We start from the raw sequence: 16,114 nt of genomic DNA, 5'->3' as shown, positions 1-16,114 counted from the left end.
GAATGAGAAAGGCGGCCGATCGGCCGCCTTTGCTGTTTCAAAGACTGTAGCGCGGCAGCAGGTAACGGCCGACGTAGTTCTTGGCAAACTGATAAGCGGTGCGGCCGCAGCGCTTGCTCTTTTCGTGCGACCAATCGATGGCCTCGCGCTCCAGCTCCTTGGTTACCGGAATCTCTACCTTGCGTTCCCTGGCCTCGCGGGCCACTGCCAGGCGGACTGCATCCAGGTAGCGATCCTGGGAAAAGGCATAGAAAGCGATCCAGAGACCGAAACGGTCGGAAAGGGATACCTTTTCCTCCATGGCTTCGCTTTGCTGCATCTCACCCTTGACGAATTTACCGCCAAGGTGGTCGGACTCGTACTCCGGCAGCAGATGACGGCGGTTGGAGGTCACATAGATCAGCACATTTTCCGGTGGGGAATAGACTGAACCATCAAGGGCGCTCTTCAGCATTTTGTAACTCAACTCGCCAACCTCGAAAGTCAGGTCGTCGCAGAGCAGGATGAAGCGGTATGGCTGGTCTTCCACGGCATTGAAGATCTCGGAAAGGTAGATCAGATCTTCTTTTTCAATCTGAATTACCCGCAACCCCTTTGCGGCAAACTCGTTCAGCAACGCCTTTACCAGCGACGACTTGCCGGTGCCCCGGGAACCCCATAAGAGTGCATTGTTGGCCGGCAGTCCGGCCAGAAACTGGCGGGTGTTATGGATCATCACTTCTTTCTGCTCTTCAACGCCAAGCAGTTCGGCCAGCGTCGTGGTATCGGTGACCTTTACCGGTTCCAGATAACCAGAGAACGAATGCCTGCGCCAGTTGGCAGCATAGCAGACGGACCAGTCAACCGGTTTGACTGTCCGGGGAAGAAGCATTTCTACAGAACCGAGCACACGCTCCAGTTGGGCAACAACTTCGGGTTTCAGGTTGAGCATTGCTTTTTTCTCTTTCAAAGGGAATGGCACACACCACTACAGGGGCTGACGCGGCCTCACGGTTGCGCCGGAACACCGGTGGCTGAATTGTCTAGGCTAATGGAAACGGATGACACGGGCGGGGGTTCCGAAGAGGCCTGATTCAGTATGCGAGCACTTCGTATACACCAGAGCAAAGCAAGAAGTCAACTTGAAATGTCATAGATATCAAAAGGTTATAGGCTTTTAATCAGCCAGGATGTTGCCGGTTAGGCAAATGCTGAAGACCTATTTCACAAATGGTGACATTCGTAATCAGTTGGAGAGCGGTCCACTAAACAGCAAAGGCGGCCAGGAAGGCCGCCTTTGGAAGGTATTATGGCATTGCATTTTCAGGATGCTTGCTTCGTAAATGCTTATTTTTTCTTTTTTGCTACCCTGGGGGCTCTGGGTGCTTTTGCTGCAACCGGTGCCTCGGCAGGAGGCAGAAAAGAGGCCGACGGGGCCGACTCAAGGGTGGTGAAGTGAGATGCCGCAATCTTTCGGCTTTTGCCGTCGCTGAACTGAATCATCACCGAGGTAGGGGTAACTTCCAGAATTTTACCTGCGCCCCATTCCTGCCCACCGGTGTGACTTACGATATTGCCGACTTTAATCATCATTGCTTCTTACCTACTTTCTTTTTGCAGAGGTTATGATTGACAATTATCAATTCACGGGCCCAATACAAGAGAAGGATAATTATCAATGCACTCAATTTTGCTGATTTAAGTATACAGTAAGACGCTGATTTAGCAAGAAATATCCTTGTTTTTATCGTCACGCCGGGTAGCAATAACATGTATGGATCGCGTCAATGTCGTATTGGTAGCGTCTTGGTTATAGTTATGGCGAGACTTTCAATGTAAGATATTCTCGAAAATAACTGGAAATGTGGGACACGATCATTATTATTTCTTTTGAGCGTTTGAATATAATAGATTGACTTTATCTGATTAAAGCTGTTACTGTCACTTTAAGTTCAGCATTGAGCCGAACAAAAAAACAGGAAGTATCAGGAGAAAGTACACAAATGGTAAACGGAACAGTAAAATGGTTTAATGACAGCAAGGGTTTTGGTTTTCTTGAGCAGGAAAATGGCGACGACGTATTTTGTCATTTTTCCGCAATCGCAGGTGATGGATTCAAGTCCCTTGCTGAAGGCGATAGAGTTACGTTTGAAGTGACAAAGGGTCCGAAAGGGCTTCAGGCCGCTAACGTTTCCAGAATCTAACCGCAGCATCCAGCAGACACAAAAAGCCCCGGGATCTCTCGGGGCTTTTTTATTGCGATCCCCCGGTATATTTCAGAGGAGCGATATCTCATGGCAAAACCCAATTATCAATTCCAGAAGAGGCAGAAGGAACTTGAGAAAAAGAAGAAAAATGAGGAAAAGCTGCAACGCAAGCGGGAAAAGTTGACCGACCAGGCCGAAGACGGCACTGAGCAGCCCGCATCCGACGAAACCCCGGAAACATGACATAAGGAATCACATGCATTTCAAACAGTTCAATTTTCACCCTCTTATCGCAGCCGGGGTAACTGCTGCAGGTTACGATACCCCAACTCCGATTCAGCAACAGGCAATTCCACCGATTCTGAGCGGTCGCGATGTTATGGGACTTGCCCAGACCGGTACCGGCAAGACGGCCGCTTTTGCCCTGCCGATCCTCCATCGCCTTGTTGACGGACCACGCGGCCGAATACGGGCTTTGATTGTTGCCCCGACCCGCGAACTCGCCGAACAGATCCATGAGTCGATCAATACGCTGGGCCGGAAAACCCGGATCAGAAGCATCACGATCTATGGCGGGGTCAACATCAATCCACAGATCCAGAAACTCAAGCAAGGGGTCGAAATCGTCGTTGCCTGTCCGGGGCGGCTGCTTGACCACCTTTCCCAGGGCACCATCGACCTGAGTCATGTCGAGGTGCTGGTGCTGGACGAAGCTGACCAGATGTTCGACATGGGGTTTCTGCCCGATATCCGGCGCATCTTGAAACAGATTCCGGAACAGCGCCAGAACCTGCTCTTCTCCGCCACCATGCCGGCAGATATCAGGGCCCTGGCCAACGATATCCTGAGAGACCATGCTACCATCCAGGTCGGCAATACTGCTCCGCCGGTCACCGTGAGCCACGCTCTCTACCCGGTGGCACAGCATCTCAAAACTGCCCTGTTGCTGCAACTGCTGCAGCACACCGACACCGAATCGGTGCTGGTTTTTACCCGCACCAAGCACCGCGCCAAAAGGGTTGGCGAGCAGCTGGAAAAGGCAGGCTACAAGGCGACATCGCTGCAGGGCAATCTCTCCCAGAACCGGCGGCAGGCGGCCTTGGACGGCTTTCGTGACGGCACCTACCAAATCCTGGTTGCCACGGACATTGCTGCCCGCGGCATTGATGTTTCCCAGATATCCCACGTCGTCAATTTTGATATTCCCGACACTGCCGAGGCCTATGTCCACAGGATCGGCCGGACCGGTCGTGCCGCCAAAAGCGGCGATGCCTTTACCATGGTTACCAATGATGATGCGGCCATGGTTCGTGCCATTGAAAAGGCCTTGGGCACGGTTCTGGGGAGGCGTACGGTCGAAGGGTTCGATTACTCGGTTCCGGCACCGCACAAAGATACCGAATTTGCCCGGCCCCCGCGGGAACCTCGCCAAGTTCGCAAACCTTCCGGTGGCGCCAAAAAAGGGAACGCAACGGCCAAAACCGTGAAAACCGCGCCGGCAAAAGCAAATCCAGCGGTCTCCTCGCAACAGGCGCAACCGAAACCAGCGGTAAGCGGCAACAAATCTGGCTTAAGAACGCCACAACGAAACAAGGCCCGGCAAGCAGGCCGCCATTCTTAGGATTATCAGCGCCGGCCGGTGAACAAATAGATGAGTCAGTAACAGCAAAGGCGACCGATGGGCCGCCTTTGCTGTTACCAATGACCGTTAAATATTGGCTGCTATAGGGTCAGATCAGCATGCCCCTGGCAGAGAAGGTCGCGGGTCTGCGCCACCTCGGCGTTTTCCAGGTACTCTTCGAAGCCCATGGCCCGATCGATGATGCCGCCGGGAGTGATTTCAACGATCCGGTTTGCCACGGTTGCAACGAATTCGTGGTCATGGGAAGCAAACAGCACCACCTCGCTGAAGGCAATCAGACCGTTATTCAGTGCCGTGATCGATTCCAGGTCGAGGTGATTGGTCGGCTCGTCGAGGATCAGGGCGTTGGCGCCGGTGAGCATCATCCGGGCCAGCATGCAGCGGACCCGCTCCCCACCGGAAAGGACCGTAGTTTTCTTGGTCGCTTCGTCCCCGGAAAAGAGCATGCGGCCGAGAAAGCCGCGGGCAAACGACTCTCCCTCGGTAGGGGGCGAGTATTGGCCGAGCCACTCGATCAGGTTCAGGTCATTGCTGAAGAAGGCGCCGTTCTCCTTGGGGAAATAGGCGCTGGTAATGGTTACTCCCCAGCGGAAGCTGCCGCTGTCAGGCTCCAGCTCGCCGGCCAGGATCTGAAACAGGGTGGTTTTGGCCAAGCCGTTAGCGCCGACAAAGGCGATCTTGTCTCCCTTGCGTACCGTCAGGGTCAGGTCTTTCAGCACCGCTACCCCGTCGATCTCTTTGGAGAGGTCAGTGATTTCCAGGATGATATCGCCGCAAGGCCGCTCCGGCTTGAACGCCACGTAAGGATACTTGCGCGACGACACCGGCATCTCCTCCACGGTAAGCTTTTCCAGCAACTTTTTACGCGAGGTGGCCTGCCTGGCCTTGGAAGCGTTAGAGCTGAAGCGCTGGATGAACTCCTTGAGCTCATTGGCCCGGTCGGTAATCTTGCGGTTCTCGTCCTGCTTCTGTTTCAGGGTCAGCTGGCTCGCCTGATACCAGAAATCGTAATTCCCCACGTAGACCTGGATCCGGCTGAAGTCGATATCAGCCACATGGGTGCAGACCTGGTTGAGGAAGTGGCGATCATGGGAGACGACTACCACGGTATTGGGGAAGCGGAACAGGAAATCCTCCAGCCAGGAGATGGACTTCAGGTCCAGGTGGTTGGTCGGTTCGTCCAGCAGCAGCACGTCCGGGTTGCCGAACAGCGCCTGGGCCAGCAGCACCCGCACTTTGTCCCCGCCTTCAAGTTCCTTCATCTGCTTGTGGCGCAACTCTTCCGGGATGCCGAGACCGTTCAGCAGTACCGCTGCCTCAGACTCGGCCTCGTAGCCGTTCATTTCGGCGAACTCGGCTTCCAGTTCCGCCGAGCGGATGCCGTCTTCTTCGGAAAAATCACTCTTGGCGTACATCGCTTCACGGGCGATCATTACTTCATACAGTCGGGCGTGCCCCATGATCACGGTGTTGAAGACCGTGTGTTCGTCGAAGGCGAACTGGTCCTGCTTCAGAACGGCAATTCGCTCCCGCGGCCCTACCGAAATGGTTCCTGAATCTGCCTCCACCTCTCCGGCCAGGATCTTCAGAAAAGTCGATTTGCCGGCGCCATTGGCTCCGATAAGGCCATAACAGTTACCGGCAATAAACTTGATGTTGACATCCTTGAAAATGACTCGCTTGCCATAGGACAAGCTTATGTTGTTGGCACTGATCACGCGTTTTCTCTCTTTCTGCGCCCACAAAAAAACCACAGGGTTGTCCCTGTGGTAGACGCGTAACCTTTATAGCATGTTACGGCTCGTGGATCAATTCATTAAAATCATACCCCGGCGATACCTAACCAGAACGGCACAGTCCCGAAGGTAACTTAATTGGTCCGCACGATGCGAATTGTACAGCTCCTTGCCTTGCCGGCCTTGAAACCGACGGCTCAGTAGGTTATACTGCCGCACCAATTGCTGCTCTGTGGAAGAGAGCAGCCCTTCCCGAAACTCCCTGTTGCAGCCGGAGGATACTCCTGTGGGGCTTTTTTTCGACCTGTTTGAACGTCTCGGTATTTTTGCCATTCTTTTTATCTTTCTGCTTCGGTTCAAGGCGTTCAAGCGTCTACTCACCGGCGATGCCGACCGGTATGACAAGATGTTTATGGCATTGGCTTTTGGCATGGCCGGAGTCGTGGCCACCTATGGAGGCTTCCCGGTTCAAGGGGCCATAGCGAACCTGCGTGGTGTGCCAGTTGCCTTGGCAGGGGTTCTTGGAGGGCCGCTTGTCGGACTGACATCAGGCTTGGTGGCCGGCAGCCACCGCTTTCTCATGGATCCATACGGCATGACCTCTTTGCCGTGCGGCATTGCCACTATGGTGCAGGGGGTGACGGCAGCCATGCTTTACCATCGCCTGCGACGGAAGCAGTACGACAGCATCGCTGCTTTTATGGTAGGCGCGGTCAATGAAGGGTTAAAGATGCTGCTGATTCTGCTGATGCAGCCGTACGAATCGGCCATCAGCCTGGTAAGCCTCCTGGCAATACCTTCAATGCTTGTGAATGGCCTGGGAATTGCGGTTTTTGTACAACTGATATCAACCGTGTACAAGGAACAGCAGCTGGCCAAGGCCGAACAGGCCCAGACTACGCTGGGCATCGCTTTCCGAACGCTTCCATTCTTGCGCAATGGACTGACAAAAGAGAGCGCACGGGAGACCGCTGCAATCATCAGGGAGATGACCGGGATTGATGCTGTGCTGATCGCCGATAAAGAGCAGATCCTGGCATCTGAAGGGTGGGACAGTGACCGGTCGCACGTCAGCCCGGCTGCTGTTGATGTTGTGCAAAGTGCCTTGGTGACCGGCCAAATTTCGCTTGCCATGACCGCCGCCGGAGCGGGCATCAATCCGGAAGCGTCCGGGCTACGCTCAGCCGTGGCCGTGCCTCTCAAGAAGCAGGGGCAAACCATCGGTGTTCTTGCCCTGTTTCGGGGCGTAGAACAGGGAATCACGCCGCTGGACCAGGAACTGGCCTCAGGCTTGTCGCTGTTGTTTGCCAACCAGATGGAACTTGCGGACCTGGAAAACCATCGCAACCTGGCTGCCGCCGCCGAGATCAAGGCCATGCAGGCTCAGATCAATCCGCACTTCCTGTTCAATGCCATTTCCACGATCATCAGCTATATCAGAACCGATCCCAAGACCGCTTCCACTCTACTGGTTAATCTGGCTGAACTTTTTCGCAAAAGCACCGCCACCACCGACCGCGAGGTGCCGCTTTCCGTTGAGCTGGAGCATTGTGATGCCTATCTGACCATTGAGAAGGCGCGTTTTGAAGAGCGGATCGATGTCCGGTACGAAATCGACGATAGCGCTCTTCCCTGTCCGGTTCCGCCGCTAATCCTTCAGCCGTTGGTGGAGAACGGCATCCGCCATGGCCTGCTCTCCAGAGACGGAGGAGGCAGGATCAGTATCTGTGCTCACAAGGATGAGCATGAGTTGCTGATTCGCATCGAAGACAACGGCATCGGCATCAGCAGAGAACAGCTGGCCACCCTGTTTACCGATCATTCCGGAGGGCCGGCAGGTGAAGGGCTGGGTATTGCCCTGAAGAACGTCAACGGCCGCCTGGTGGCGCTTTACGGTAAGGATCGGGGGCTTAAGATCGAAAGCGAGCCGGGAGTGGGCACTGCCATCTCCTTCTCCGTGCCGGTGCCGGCATGACTATCTCGGTCCTGTTGATTGACGATGAAGCCCCGGCGCGGCGGGAACTTCACTACCTGTTTGAGCAGCTCGACGATGTTACCATAGCGGGCGAGGCTGCCTCTTCCGTGGACGCACTGCGGCTGCTGCGACAGTTAAAGCCGGACCTGCTGTTGTTGGACATCCAGATGCCGGGGCTTACCGGTATTGAGCTGGCCCGGATTATCCAGGAGTTGCCGGAACAGCCGCTGATAGTATTCTCCACTGCCTATAGCCAGTTTGCCGTTGATGCTTTCAGTGTCGAGGCCTTCGATTACCTGCTGAAACCGGTGACCCTTGAACGCCTCGCCAAAACCATGGAAAAGGTACGCAAGCATCTGACCCTGTGCAAAAAGCCCGCGGAACCGCTGTTACCTGATCAGCCCCATGAAGAGCGCAAGTGGATAGCTGCTCGCCAGGGGACTAAGATTCTTCCCATAGCCCCGGAGAGCATTATCTTTGTCCGGTGCAACGAAACCGTAACCCATATTCACACCTCGGATCGGGCCTATCATACCGGTCATACTCTCACCGCCCTGCAGGAACAGCTTGAGCCGTACGCCTTTTTCAGAGCCCACCGCAACGCCCTGGTCAACCTCAACTGCGTCCTGGAGATCATTCCCTGGTTCAGCGGTAGTTGCAAGCTGGTCATGAACGATCCGGCACGCACCGAGATCCTGGTCAGCCGGTATCATGCCAGGGACCTCAAAAAGCACCTTATTGCCCAGTCGTAGCGCCGCGTCTAATCTATTCAGTCTCCCGTATCTGCCATTCAGGCCGCGAAAGTGCCGTTCGCCGGTTCGCAGTTTGTGCTGCTGCCGCTATCGGTTATGGTGTAATCGGGACAAGGCGCCATATTGTGCCGTTGCCCGCTACCAATCAAAGGAGGCAAGGTTATGTCGCAGATCCATGATGAACAGGAAGAGGTTCCGGAAGGTGGTTTCAGCAGGCGTGATTTTATCAAGACCGCTGCGGTGGTCGGAGCCAGTGTGCTGGCGGTGCAGGCCGTAGGAACCGTGCGCGAGGCCAATGCCGCTGAAGAGACGAAAAAGGCCGCTGCCGGCGCCACTGCAGCTGCTACCGGCAAGAACGCTCTTAAGCTCGACCAGGTGCTGAAGGTTGCTCGCGAGAAACTCTATCCCCGTTGCCGGGTCTGCCCCGAATGCGACGGCGTAGCCTGTTCGGGCGAGACCCCCGGTTTTGGCGGTATCGGTTCCGGCATGTCGTTCAAGAACAACTACACCTCCCTGCAGAAGGTGCAACTCAGGATGCGCACTTTTCACGATGTAAAGAAACCGGACACCAAGGTTGATATCTTTGGCTATACCCTGCAGGTTCCCTTCACTAGCGCCGCTACCGGTGGTACTACCTACAATATGGGCGGCAAAATGGGCGAGGAGGAGTATGTTGAGGCGATCCTCGGCGGTTGCCTGCAGGCCGGCACCCTTGGGTGGGTAGCCGACGGTATCGGCGACCCCATGGATGTTTTCGAACGCCGGCTGAAGGTTCTGGCTGAAAAGTTCAAAGGGAAGGCGATCGTTACCATCAAGCCCAAGACCCAGGAAGAGATCATCAAGCGGATCAGGATGATCGAACAGGCCGGCGCTCTTGCCTATGCGGTAGATATCGATTCTGCTGGCCGGGCAGCCCGGGCAGTGCCTGGACAGACGGTTGAGCCGAAGACTCCCCAGCAATTAAGGGAACTGGCCAAGGCCAGCAAACTTCCATTCATCGTCAAGGGGATCATGACAGTGGAAGAGGCGGTATTGGCCTATGAAGCGGGCGCAGCAGGCATTGTGGTCTCCAATCACGGTGGCCGGGTGCTTGACCATACCCCTGGCGTAGCCGAGGTGCTGGCAGCCATCAGCGACAAGGTCAAGGGGAAGATGGTTATCTTTGCCGATGGCGCAGTTCGCTATGGCGCAGACGTCCTGAAACTTGCGGCGCTCGGAGCCGACGCCGCACTGGTGGGGCGGCCTTTGATCCGTGGCGCCCATGGTGGCGGTGCCGAAGGAGTGGCTCTCATGCTCAACAAGATGAAAAACGAACTGGTCGATTCGATGGTACTTACCGGCGTGGCATCAGCCAGCAAAGTGCCCCGTTCGATCATCGCCTAGGGGGAGCCATGAGATCCTTACTATTGGCTGTGTTATTGACGATTGCCTTCGTATCTCTGGCCTTTGCTACCGGTCAGGGGAAATCGCTAAACTACGGCGGAGCAGGGCAGGGAAGGGTGATTTTCGACGGCAGGGTTCATGCCGCCAAAGGGTATGTTTGTAAGGACTGCCACAGCTCCCTGTTTGAAACCCGCAAGCAAGCCAAGATCACCATGGACGACCATGCTGGCAGTGGCAAGTGCTTCGGCTGCCATAATGGCAAGACCGCATTGGCCGATTGTGCTGCCTGCCACCGTAAGGAAGCCGAGAAAACGGTGGTCAAACTGCACGGGGCCGCCAGTGTGGTGGATAGCCTGGTCAACCCGCACAAGAAGACCGTGGAAAAGAACACCGGCTACGTCCTGGATGTTGTCAAGAGTAATGCCGGCAAGGGGTTGATCGACTTGGCGGATGGCAAGTGTGACGCCTCCATGGCCTCGGCCTCAGTGGATACGGTGGTTCAGGCTGCCAAGGGCGCCGGCCGCGAGGTGGACGGCTCCAAGCTGCAACTGCATGTAATCGCAAAGGACGAGGTGGTCTTCGTGGTCAACCCCGCCAACAAGGTGCAGAAACTTTCCCTGCAGCAGGTAAAGGAAATCCATACCGGCAAGATAGTCAACTGGAAAGAGGTGGGCGGGGATGACCTGGCGATCACGGTGGTGACCGATACCCTTGCCAGTGCCACACGCGGGCTCATCAAGCAGTCGGTGATGAAGAACGAGGAGTACCGGGCCGATACTCTGCCGGTCAATGTGGCACAGATCAGCGACGAAGTGGCCAAAGTGCCCGGAGCCATTGGTGGTCTCGGCGCCGGTTTTGTAAAGCCGGAGTTGGTGCGGAAACTCGATACCGGCAGCAAGGTGGAGCGCCCACTGGGGCTGATTACCCTCGGGCCGCCGTCGGCAAAGGTCGCCAAAGTCATCGAAGCCTATAAAGCAGCCCTCAAGCAGTAGCTAACAGACGCCCTTCACCTTCACTGTCTACCGGAAAGCCCGCATTAACGCGGGCTTTCATTTTTCAGGGATTTAGCAGTTCAGGGATTACGGGGGACGCAGTTCCTGCAGCATTGCGGTACAATATAACAGTCGGCATAAACAGCTTACGCCAGGACTATCTCAGTGCCGTTCCCACCGATAACTGCCTGCTCGATCCCTTCAATGGCGGTGATGGCCGCTCGCTTACCGCCGCTCTCCAGGAACTGCACGGCTGCTTCCACCTTGGGTCCCATGGAACCGGCAGGAAACTCACCCTCGGCCAGATAGCGGCGTGCCTCGCTAACGGTCATCCGGTCGAGATAACGTGCGTCAGGGGTGTCGTAGCCGATGGCAACCCCCGGCACATCGGTGGCAATGACAAAGATATCCACCCCCACCTCCCCGGCAAGCCGGGCGCTTGCCAGGTCTTTGTCGATCACCGCATCGACGCCGTGAAAGGCGCGCCCATCGCGAATCACCGGAATGCCCCCGCCGCCGCAGCAGATGACAATGAAATCCAGGTCAATGAGGGCGCGGATCTCGCTCTTTTCCACGATGGTGACCGGTCGCGGCGAGGCAACCACCCGCCGGTAACCCTTGGCAGTTTTGCGCACCGGCCAGGGGAGGCTTTTTGCCTCTTCCTCGGAGTAAAAGGGACCGACCGGTTTGGAAGGGTCGAGGAAAGCCGGATCGCTTTCAGCCACCACTACGTAGCTGATCAGGCTCACCAGGTGCCGATTGCCGAGCCCGGCAGCTTCGAGTTCGCCGTCCAGGGTTGATTCGATCATGTAACCGATCTGCCCCTGGGTCTGGGCCACCAGGATCTCCAGCGGCAGCCGGGGCACTGCGCTACAGCACTCTTGTTGCAGCAGGAGATTGCCGACCTGCGGGCCGTTACCGTGGGTGATAATGATCCGGTAACGCTCAGATAGCCGAGCGATCTGTTGCATCGGCTGCCGGAGGTTTTCAAGCTGTTCGGCGATGGTCCCCTGCTGGCCGGCCCTGATAAGCGCATTGCCGCCGAGCGCGATCAAAATGGTTTCTTTTTTTGTATTATGCCGCATGATGCCCGCCACTTTTAATGTCAGGAGCCGGCCCAAGGCCGAGCGCCGCCGCCACACCCTGGTGAACGATCCGGCCGTCCAACAGGTTCAGAGCAGACGCCAATTCGGGAGATGCCTGCAGCGCAGCTGCGCTCCCCGACTTTGCCAGGATCCGGATATACGGCAGGGTTGCATTGGTCAGCGCCAGGGTGGAGGTCCTGGGGTATGCCCCGGGCATGTTGGCCACGCAGTAGTGGATGATTCCGGAAACGCTGTAGACCGGCTCGTCATGGGTCGTGGGGTGGCTGGTCTCAACACACCCTCCCTGGTCGATCGCCACATCCACGATCACCGCTCCAGGCTTCATCCTGGCGAGCATCTCGCCGGTAATGACGACCGGTGTCCTGCTGCCGGTTGCATAGAGCGCCCCGATAACGATATCGGCTGCAGACAGCTCATCATGCAGGGTGTCGTCAGCGAGGATCCTGGTACGCACCGCTCCTCGGAAGACCTGGTCGATTTGCTGCAGCCGTTCTACCCCCCGGTTCAGCACGACGGTCTCCATACCGATGCCGAGTGCGATCCGTGCTGCCCCGGCGCCGACCGTACCTGCGCCAACAATAACTGCTCGCGCAGGCGGTACACCCGGCATTCCGCAGGGCAGCAGGCCATTACCTCCCTGTGGCCGCTGCAGATAATAACTCCCCATGATTGGTGCCATTCTGCCGGCGATCTCACTCATAGGCTCAAGTAGTGGTTTCCTGCCGTCCTTTTCCAGGGTCTCGTAGGCAAAGGCGGTCACTCTGCTTGCCAGCAGCAGTTCGACGAGGGGGCGGTTAGGGGCAAGATGCAGATAGGTGAATAGCATCTGTCCCGGTCGCAACAGGGCGCATTCGGTCGCAAGCGGCTCCTTGACCTTGACCAGCAGCTCTGTCTCGCCAAACAGAATCGCGCGTTCCACCAGCGCTCCACCAGCCAAGCGATAGTCGTCATCACTGAAGCCGCTGCCAACCCCGGCGCCATGCTCGACCAGAACCTCGTGACCGTCAGTTCGCAGCTGCCTGACCCCTTGTGGAGTCAGGGCCACACGATACTCTTGCGCTTTTATTTCACGGGCAACCCCAACACGCATCTGCCACCTCCGCAACACGTTACGGCAAAAAGTAAAGGCGGCCATCAAGCCGCCTTATGATTCAGAATGGCAGTCTTCTGCGGCTACCCTTTCAGCTCGAAAGACACCTTGAGAACCACCTGATATTCAGCGACCTTGCCGTCAGGTCCTATGTGGCCGCGGATCTCCTGCACCTCGAACCAGGACAACTTGTCAAGCGAGGTCTGCGCCTTGACCAGAGCTGTTTCAATAGCCGCTTCAATGCTGCCGGCGGCAACACCTATTATCTCGACTTTTTTATAAATCCTGTCATTGCCGTACATGGAAATCCCCTTTCACATAGCGCTCAGACTGATAGAGTAAGCATAACAGAGTCTTGGCCTCCCGCAACAAGCAACACCTGCGCTGACGGCACAATTGGCAAATAGTCACACTAATCTTAGCCGCATGTTAACCGGTAGTTGCATGGTCGGAATTCTGCTATAATATAAGCAACCGGAGAGTTAATGTGATGGAGATGGAAGTTCCAAGTGGCCGCCAATTTTAACGAGCGCCAGGGAGGTTCATCATGAGAGCCAGCAGAAAACGGATGGCAAGGGGCATGTTTCACGAGGTACGGGGTACGGTCAAAAAGTTTGTCGGGTCCTTGTTCTCCAACAGGAAGCTGGAGGCGAAGGGTAGGGTTGAGCGTATCGCCGGTAAGCTTCATGGTAAAATCGGTAAAGCCCAGGCAATGTGCGGGTTTTAACGGCTGAGACTTCGTACTGTCTGATCAGTTTTATGTCTTCAGCAGGAATGTGGTGTGATAAGGCGGCCCAGCGGCCGCCTTTAGATTAATTAGCAGAGCGCGGAGAGCGGTTTTTAACTTTTACAACGGAGAGACAAATGGCAGATATCGATGTCCCTGATTATGAGGAACTGGCGGAACAGGCAAAGAACAGGTTCGGGCGGCGGGTCGCCCTGGTTACGGCACTGTATGCGGTGTTGCTGGCCATCACCTCTCTGGGGGGCAACAATGCCGGCAAGGATATGATGCTGTCGCAGCAACAGGCCTCGAACCAATGGGCTTTTTACCAGTCAAAGGTAATGCGGGAACATACCTACCGGATCGAGGCCATCAAAACAAAGGCGTTACTGGTAGAGCGCGGCGGAGCTATGGTGCCTGAAGCCAGAAAACAGTACGTGGAGTTGCTGGCATTGGCGGAAAAGGAATCGGCTCGTTATGCGGCCGAGAAGAAAGAGATCGAGGTCAAGGCGAAACAACAGGAGCAATCCCGCGATGTCTCCATGAGAAAAGACCCGTACTTCGACTTTGCAGAAGCCTTTCTCCAGATCGCTATTGTGATGTCTTCCATTGCCATACTGTCCAGCTCTTTTGTGGTGTTCTGTATTTCCGCGGCATCCGCAGCCTGCGGAACTCTGCTCATGGTCAACGGTTTTACGCTGATGTTCGCCTTGCCCTTTCTTGGTTGAGGCAAGTGGCGCAAAGCAGCGTTTAGTGAGGTTCAGTCGCTGTCGTCACAATCTGATTCACGGTTACTTTGTCGGTTGCCTAGCCATGCTCAGCACATTCAGCGAATAAAGCAGCAGCCCTAGCCAGATGAAGCCGAAACTCGCCAGGTTGGCCGCGGTAAACGGTTCGTGGTACAACAACACGGCTATCAGAAAATGCATGGTCGGGGTCAGATACTGCAGGAAGCCGATGGTGGCCAGTCTGAGCCGGCGCGCCGCCGCTGCGAACAGCAGGAGCGGCAGCGAAGTGACCAGCCCGCTGCAGATGAGCAGTGTAGCAATCCCCCCGCCTGAATGCCTGAAACCAGCCACCCCAATAATCTCGGCATACGCGAGATAGCCAGCCGCAGCAGGAGCCAGAATAAAAGTCTCGACTGCCAGTCCGGCAAGGGCATCCACCCCTGCCACCTTGCGCAGCAGCCCGTATGTGCCGAAGGTGGCTGCCAGGGTCAGCGCGGCCCAGGGAGGTGCGCTCTGTTGAGCTGTGATCAGCGCCACGCCGATAAATGCCAGCACCAAGGCTGCAACCTGCATCCGTCTCAGCCTCTCCTTTAAACGGAATACCCCGAGCACGACCGAAACGAACGGGGTCATGAAGTAGCCGAGGCTGGACTGCAGCACCTCGGCATGACCGACGGCGATGATGAAGATGAGCCAGTTGGTGGCGATGAGCAGGGCCGTGGTGACCAGGAGCAGCAGGTTTCCTCGAGAGGAGAAGGCGGCGGCAACCTCACCCCAGCCGCGGCGCAGGGTGATCAGAATTGCCAGAAAAAGCGCCGACCAGATAATCCGGTGACAGACCACCTGCAAAGGAGGTACGCTTTCCAGCCCCTTAAAGTAGATCGGGAAAAATCCCCAGATGAGGTAGGCGGAAATGCCAAAGGTCAGCCCCACTGAAGAGGGGCTAGTTGTCGGAATCTTGTTCACGCTTGAGCCGATTAAAAATTTGGTGGTTGCGTCTGCTATGTAACACAACTTTCCTGGCCCAAACAGTTAATAAAATTACATGCTGGGCAGAGTCTACAGTCTGGTCTCCTTGATTGTAGCGTACCCAATGGCTGGTATTATTGCTTTAGTACAACATCAAGGAACCCTGGATGGCCTGATCAGGAGCACAAGGAGTAACCCCATGAAGCAAAGCCCATTCCCGCCGCATTATCGGCATGAGCACGGACCGATAAAGAACGTCAACGAAGTCATCAAGGAGCGGTTAACTATTGGCCAGAAAGCGGCGGACTGGATTGCCGCCAAGGTGGGCTCATGGCATTTCATAATTGGCCAGTCGCTCCTGCTTACCTTGTGGGCGCTTCTCAATGTCACCGCCTGGGTACGGCACTGGGACCCCTACCCCTTCATTCTGATGAATCTGGTGTTGTCGCTTCAGGCGGCATATACCGCCCCGATGATCATGATGAGCCAGAACCGCAAAGCCGATCACGACCGGATTGAGGCACACGTCGATTATGAAGTCAATCTGAAGGCGGAAACTGAAATCCAGGTCATCTTGGAGAACCTCGAAGCGCAAAACACGGTCATTGCCGAGATCCACAAGATGTTAGAGGAACTGCGCAACAAGAGAGCAGGGGAGACCTAAGCTAAGTCCGGAAACGAAATAGGCGGCCAATTGGCCGCCTGAATTAGCGGTTCCCCAGCATATCACCTGGGCGAAGTTTGTTGTTACGGCCACGGTCGATACCGAGTATCATCAGAGAACCTCCCCGGTCGCGGCGTAACTATTCGCAACGGCACCTGAGCAATTCC

Annotated in this window: 17 protein-coding genes; 10 read left to right on the top strand and 7 right to left on the bottom strand. The window is 55.9% G+C overall.

From position 1 onward, the window contains the following. Nucleotides 1–37 precede the first annotated feature (37 nt). Together KI809_RS07630 and KI809_RS07625 are read right to left on the bottom strand one after the other, a co-directional pair. Nucleotides 38–931, bottom strand: a complete 894-nt coding sequence (locus tag KI809_RS07630; protein ID WP_214170938.1) for an ATP-binding protein — start codon at nt 929–931, stop codon at nt 38–40. 395 nt (nt 932–1,326) lie between these two features. Continuing rightward, nucleotides 1,327–1,572, bottom strand: a complete 246-nt coding sequence (locus KI809_RS07625; protein ID WP_214170937.1) for a DUF3553 domain-containing protein — start codon at nt 1,570–1,572, stop codon at nt 1,327–1,329. 410 nt (nt 1,573–1,982) lie between these two features. Here KI809_RS07625 and KI809_RS07620 point away from each other — a divergent pair, with 410 nt between their 5' ends. The 3 genes from KI809_RS07620 (at nt 1,983) to KI809_RS07610 (ending at nt 3,807) form a co-directional block, all read left to right on the top strand. Then, nucleotides 1,983–2,183 (top strand): cold-shock protein, encoded by a 201-nt coding sequence (locus KI809_RS07620; RefSeq protein WP_214170936.1) that lies wholly within the window; start codon nt 1,983–1,985, stop codon nt 2,181–2,183. Between the two features lie 90 nt (nt 2,184–2,273). Continuing rightward, nucleotides 2,274–2,429, top strand: a complete 156-nt coding sequence (locus tag KI809_RS07615; RefSeq protein ID WP_214170935.1) for a hypothetical protein — start codon at nt 2,274–2,276, stop codon at nt 2,427–2,429. Between the two features lie 13 nt (nt 2,430–2,442). After that, entirely contained in the window at nt 2,443–3,807 is a 1,365-nt protein-coding gene (locus KI809_RS07610) for a DEAD/DEAH box helicase (RefSeq protein ID WP_214170934.1), read from the top strand. A 101-nt stretch (nt 3,808–3,908) separates the two neighbouring features. Here KI809_RS07610 and KI809_RS07605 read toward each other — a convergent pair whose 3' ends face one another. Next, complete coding sequence (locus KI809_RS07605) at nt 3,909–5,546, bottom strand: ABC-F family ATP-binding cassette domain-containing protein (RefSeq protein ID WP_214170933.1); 1,638 nt, start codon at nt 5,544–5,546, stop codon at nt 3,909–3,911. A gap of 304 nt (nt 5,547–5,850) precedes the next feature. Here KI809_RS07605 and KI809_RS07600 point away from each other — a divergent pair, with 304 nt between their 5' ends. The 4 genes from KI809_RS07600 (at nt 5,851) to KI809_RS07585 (ending at nt 10,666) form a co-directional block, all read left to right on the top strand. Beyond that, on the top strand, nt 5,851–7,539 hold the full coding sequence (locus KI809_RS07600) for a LytS/YhcK type 5TM receptor domain-containing protein (RefSeq protein WP_214170932.1): 1,689 nt from the start codon (nt 5,851–5,853) through the stop codon (nt 7,537–7,539). Beyond that, nucleotides 7,536–8,291, top strand: coding sequence for a LytR/AlgR family response regulator transcription factor (locus KI809_RS07595; RefSeq protein ID WP_214170931.1), 756 nt, complete (start codon nt 7,536–7,538; stop codon nt 8,289–8,291). The genes KI809_RS07600 and KI809_RS07595 overlap by 4 nt, the downstream gene beginning before the upstream one ends. Nucleotides 8,292–8,453: 162 nt before the next feature. Beyond that, the gene (locus tag KI809_RS07590) at nt 8,454–9,674 is read left to right on the top strand and encodes an alpha-hydroxy-acid oxidizing protein (protein ID WP_214170930.1); all 1,221 of its coding nucleotides are present in this window, start codon (nt 8,454–8,456) and stop codon (nt 9,672–9,674) included. An 8-nt stretch (nt 9,675–9,682) separates the two neighbouring features. Beyond that, nucleotides 9,683–10,666, top strand: a complete 984-nt coding sequence (locus KI809_RS07585) for a substrate-binding domain-containing protein (RefSeq protein WP_214170929.1) — start codon at nt 9,683–9,685, stop codon at nt 10,664–10,666. Nucleotides 10,667–10,812: 146 nt separating this feature from the next. Here the strand turns inward: KI809_RS07585 and arcC are convergent, their stop codons facing one another. The 3 genes from arcC to KI809_RS07570 form a co-directional block, all read right to left on the bottom strand. Beyond that, nucleotides 10,813–11,751 carry a carbamate kinase gene (gene arcC / locus KI809_RS07580; protein ID WP_214170928.1) on the bottom strand — a complete coding sequence of 313 codons (939 nt, stop codon included), beginning with the start codon at nt 11,749–11,751 and terminating at the stop codon, nt 10,813–10,815. Then, the gene (ald, locus tag KI809_RS07575) at nt 11,741–12,862 is read right to left on the bottom strand and encodes an alanine dehydrogenase (RefSeq protein WP_214170927.1); all 1,122 of its coding nucleotides are present in this window, start codon (nt 12,860–12,862) and stop codon (nt 11,741–11,743) included. The genes arcC and ald overlap by 11 nt, the downstream gene beginning before the upstream one ends. An 83-nt stretch (nt 12,863–12,945) precedes the next feature. Next, complete coding sequence (locus tag KI809_RS07570) at nt 12,946–13,164, bottom strand: dodecin (RefSeq protein ID WP_214170926.1); 219 nt, start codon at nt 13,162–13,164, stop codon at nt 12,946–12,948. Between the two features lie 245 nt (nt 13,165–13,409). On the opposite strand from KI809_RS07570, the gene KI809_RS07565 reads away from it, so the two are divergent. After that, entirely contained in the window at nt 13,410–13,589 is a 180-nt protein-coding gene (locus KI809_RS07565) for a CsbD family protein (protein ID WP_214170925.1), read from the top strand. Nucleotides 13,590–13,726: 137 nt separating this feature from the next. After that, nucleotides 13,727–14,314, top strand: a complete 588-nt coding sequence (locus tag KI809_RS07560) for a DUF4337 domain-containing protein (RefSeq protein WP_214170924.1) — start codon at nt 13,727–13,729, stop codon at nt 14,312–14,314. Nucleotides 14,315–14,377: 63 nt separating this feature from the next. Here the strand turns inward: KI809_RS07560 and rarD are convergent, their stop codons facing one another. Next, nucleotides 14,378–15,280 carry an EamA family transporter RarD gene (rarD, locus tag KI809_RS07555; protein WP_214170923.1) on the bottom strand — a complete coding sequence of 301 codons (903 nt, stop codon included), beginning with the start codon at nt 15,278–15,280 and terminating at the stop codon, nt 14,378–14,380. 202 nt (nt 15,281–15,482) lie between these two features. Here rarD and KI809_RS07550 point away from each other — a divergent pair, with 202 nt between their 5' ends. After that, nucleotides 15,483–15,947 (top strand): DUF1003 domain-containing protein, encoded by a 465-nt coding sequence (locus KI809_RS07550; RefSeq protein WP_214170922.1) that lies wholly within the window; start codon nt 15,483–15,485, stop codon nt 15,945–15,947. Nucleotides 15,948–16,114: the final 167 nt, after the last annotated feature.

The organism is Geoanaerobacter pelophilus, assembly GCF_018476885.1.
Lineage (GTDB): Bacteria > Desulfobacterota > Desulfuromonadia > Geobacterales > DSM-12255 > Geoanaerobacter > Geoanaerobacter pelophilus.
This window is presented reverse-complemented; position numbering and strand designations above follow the sequence as displayed.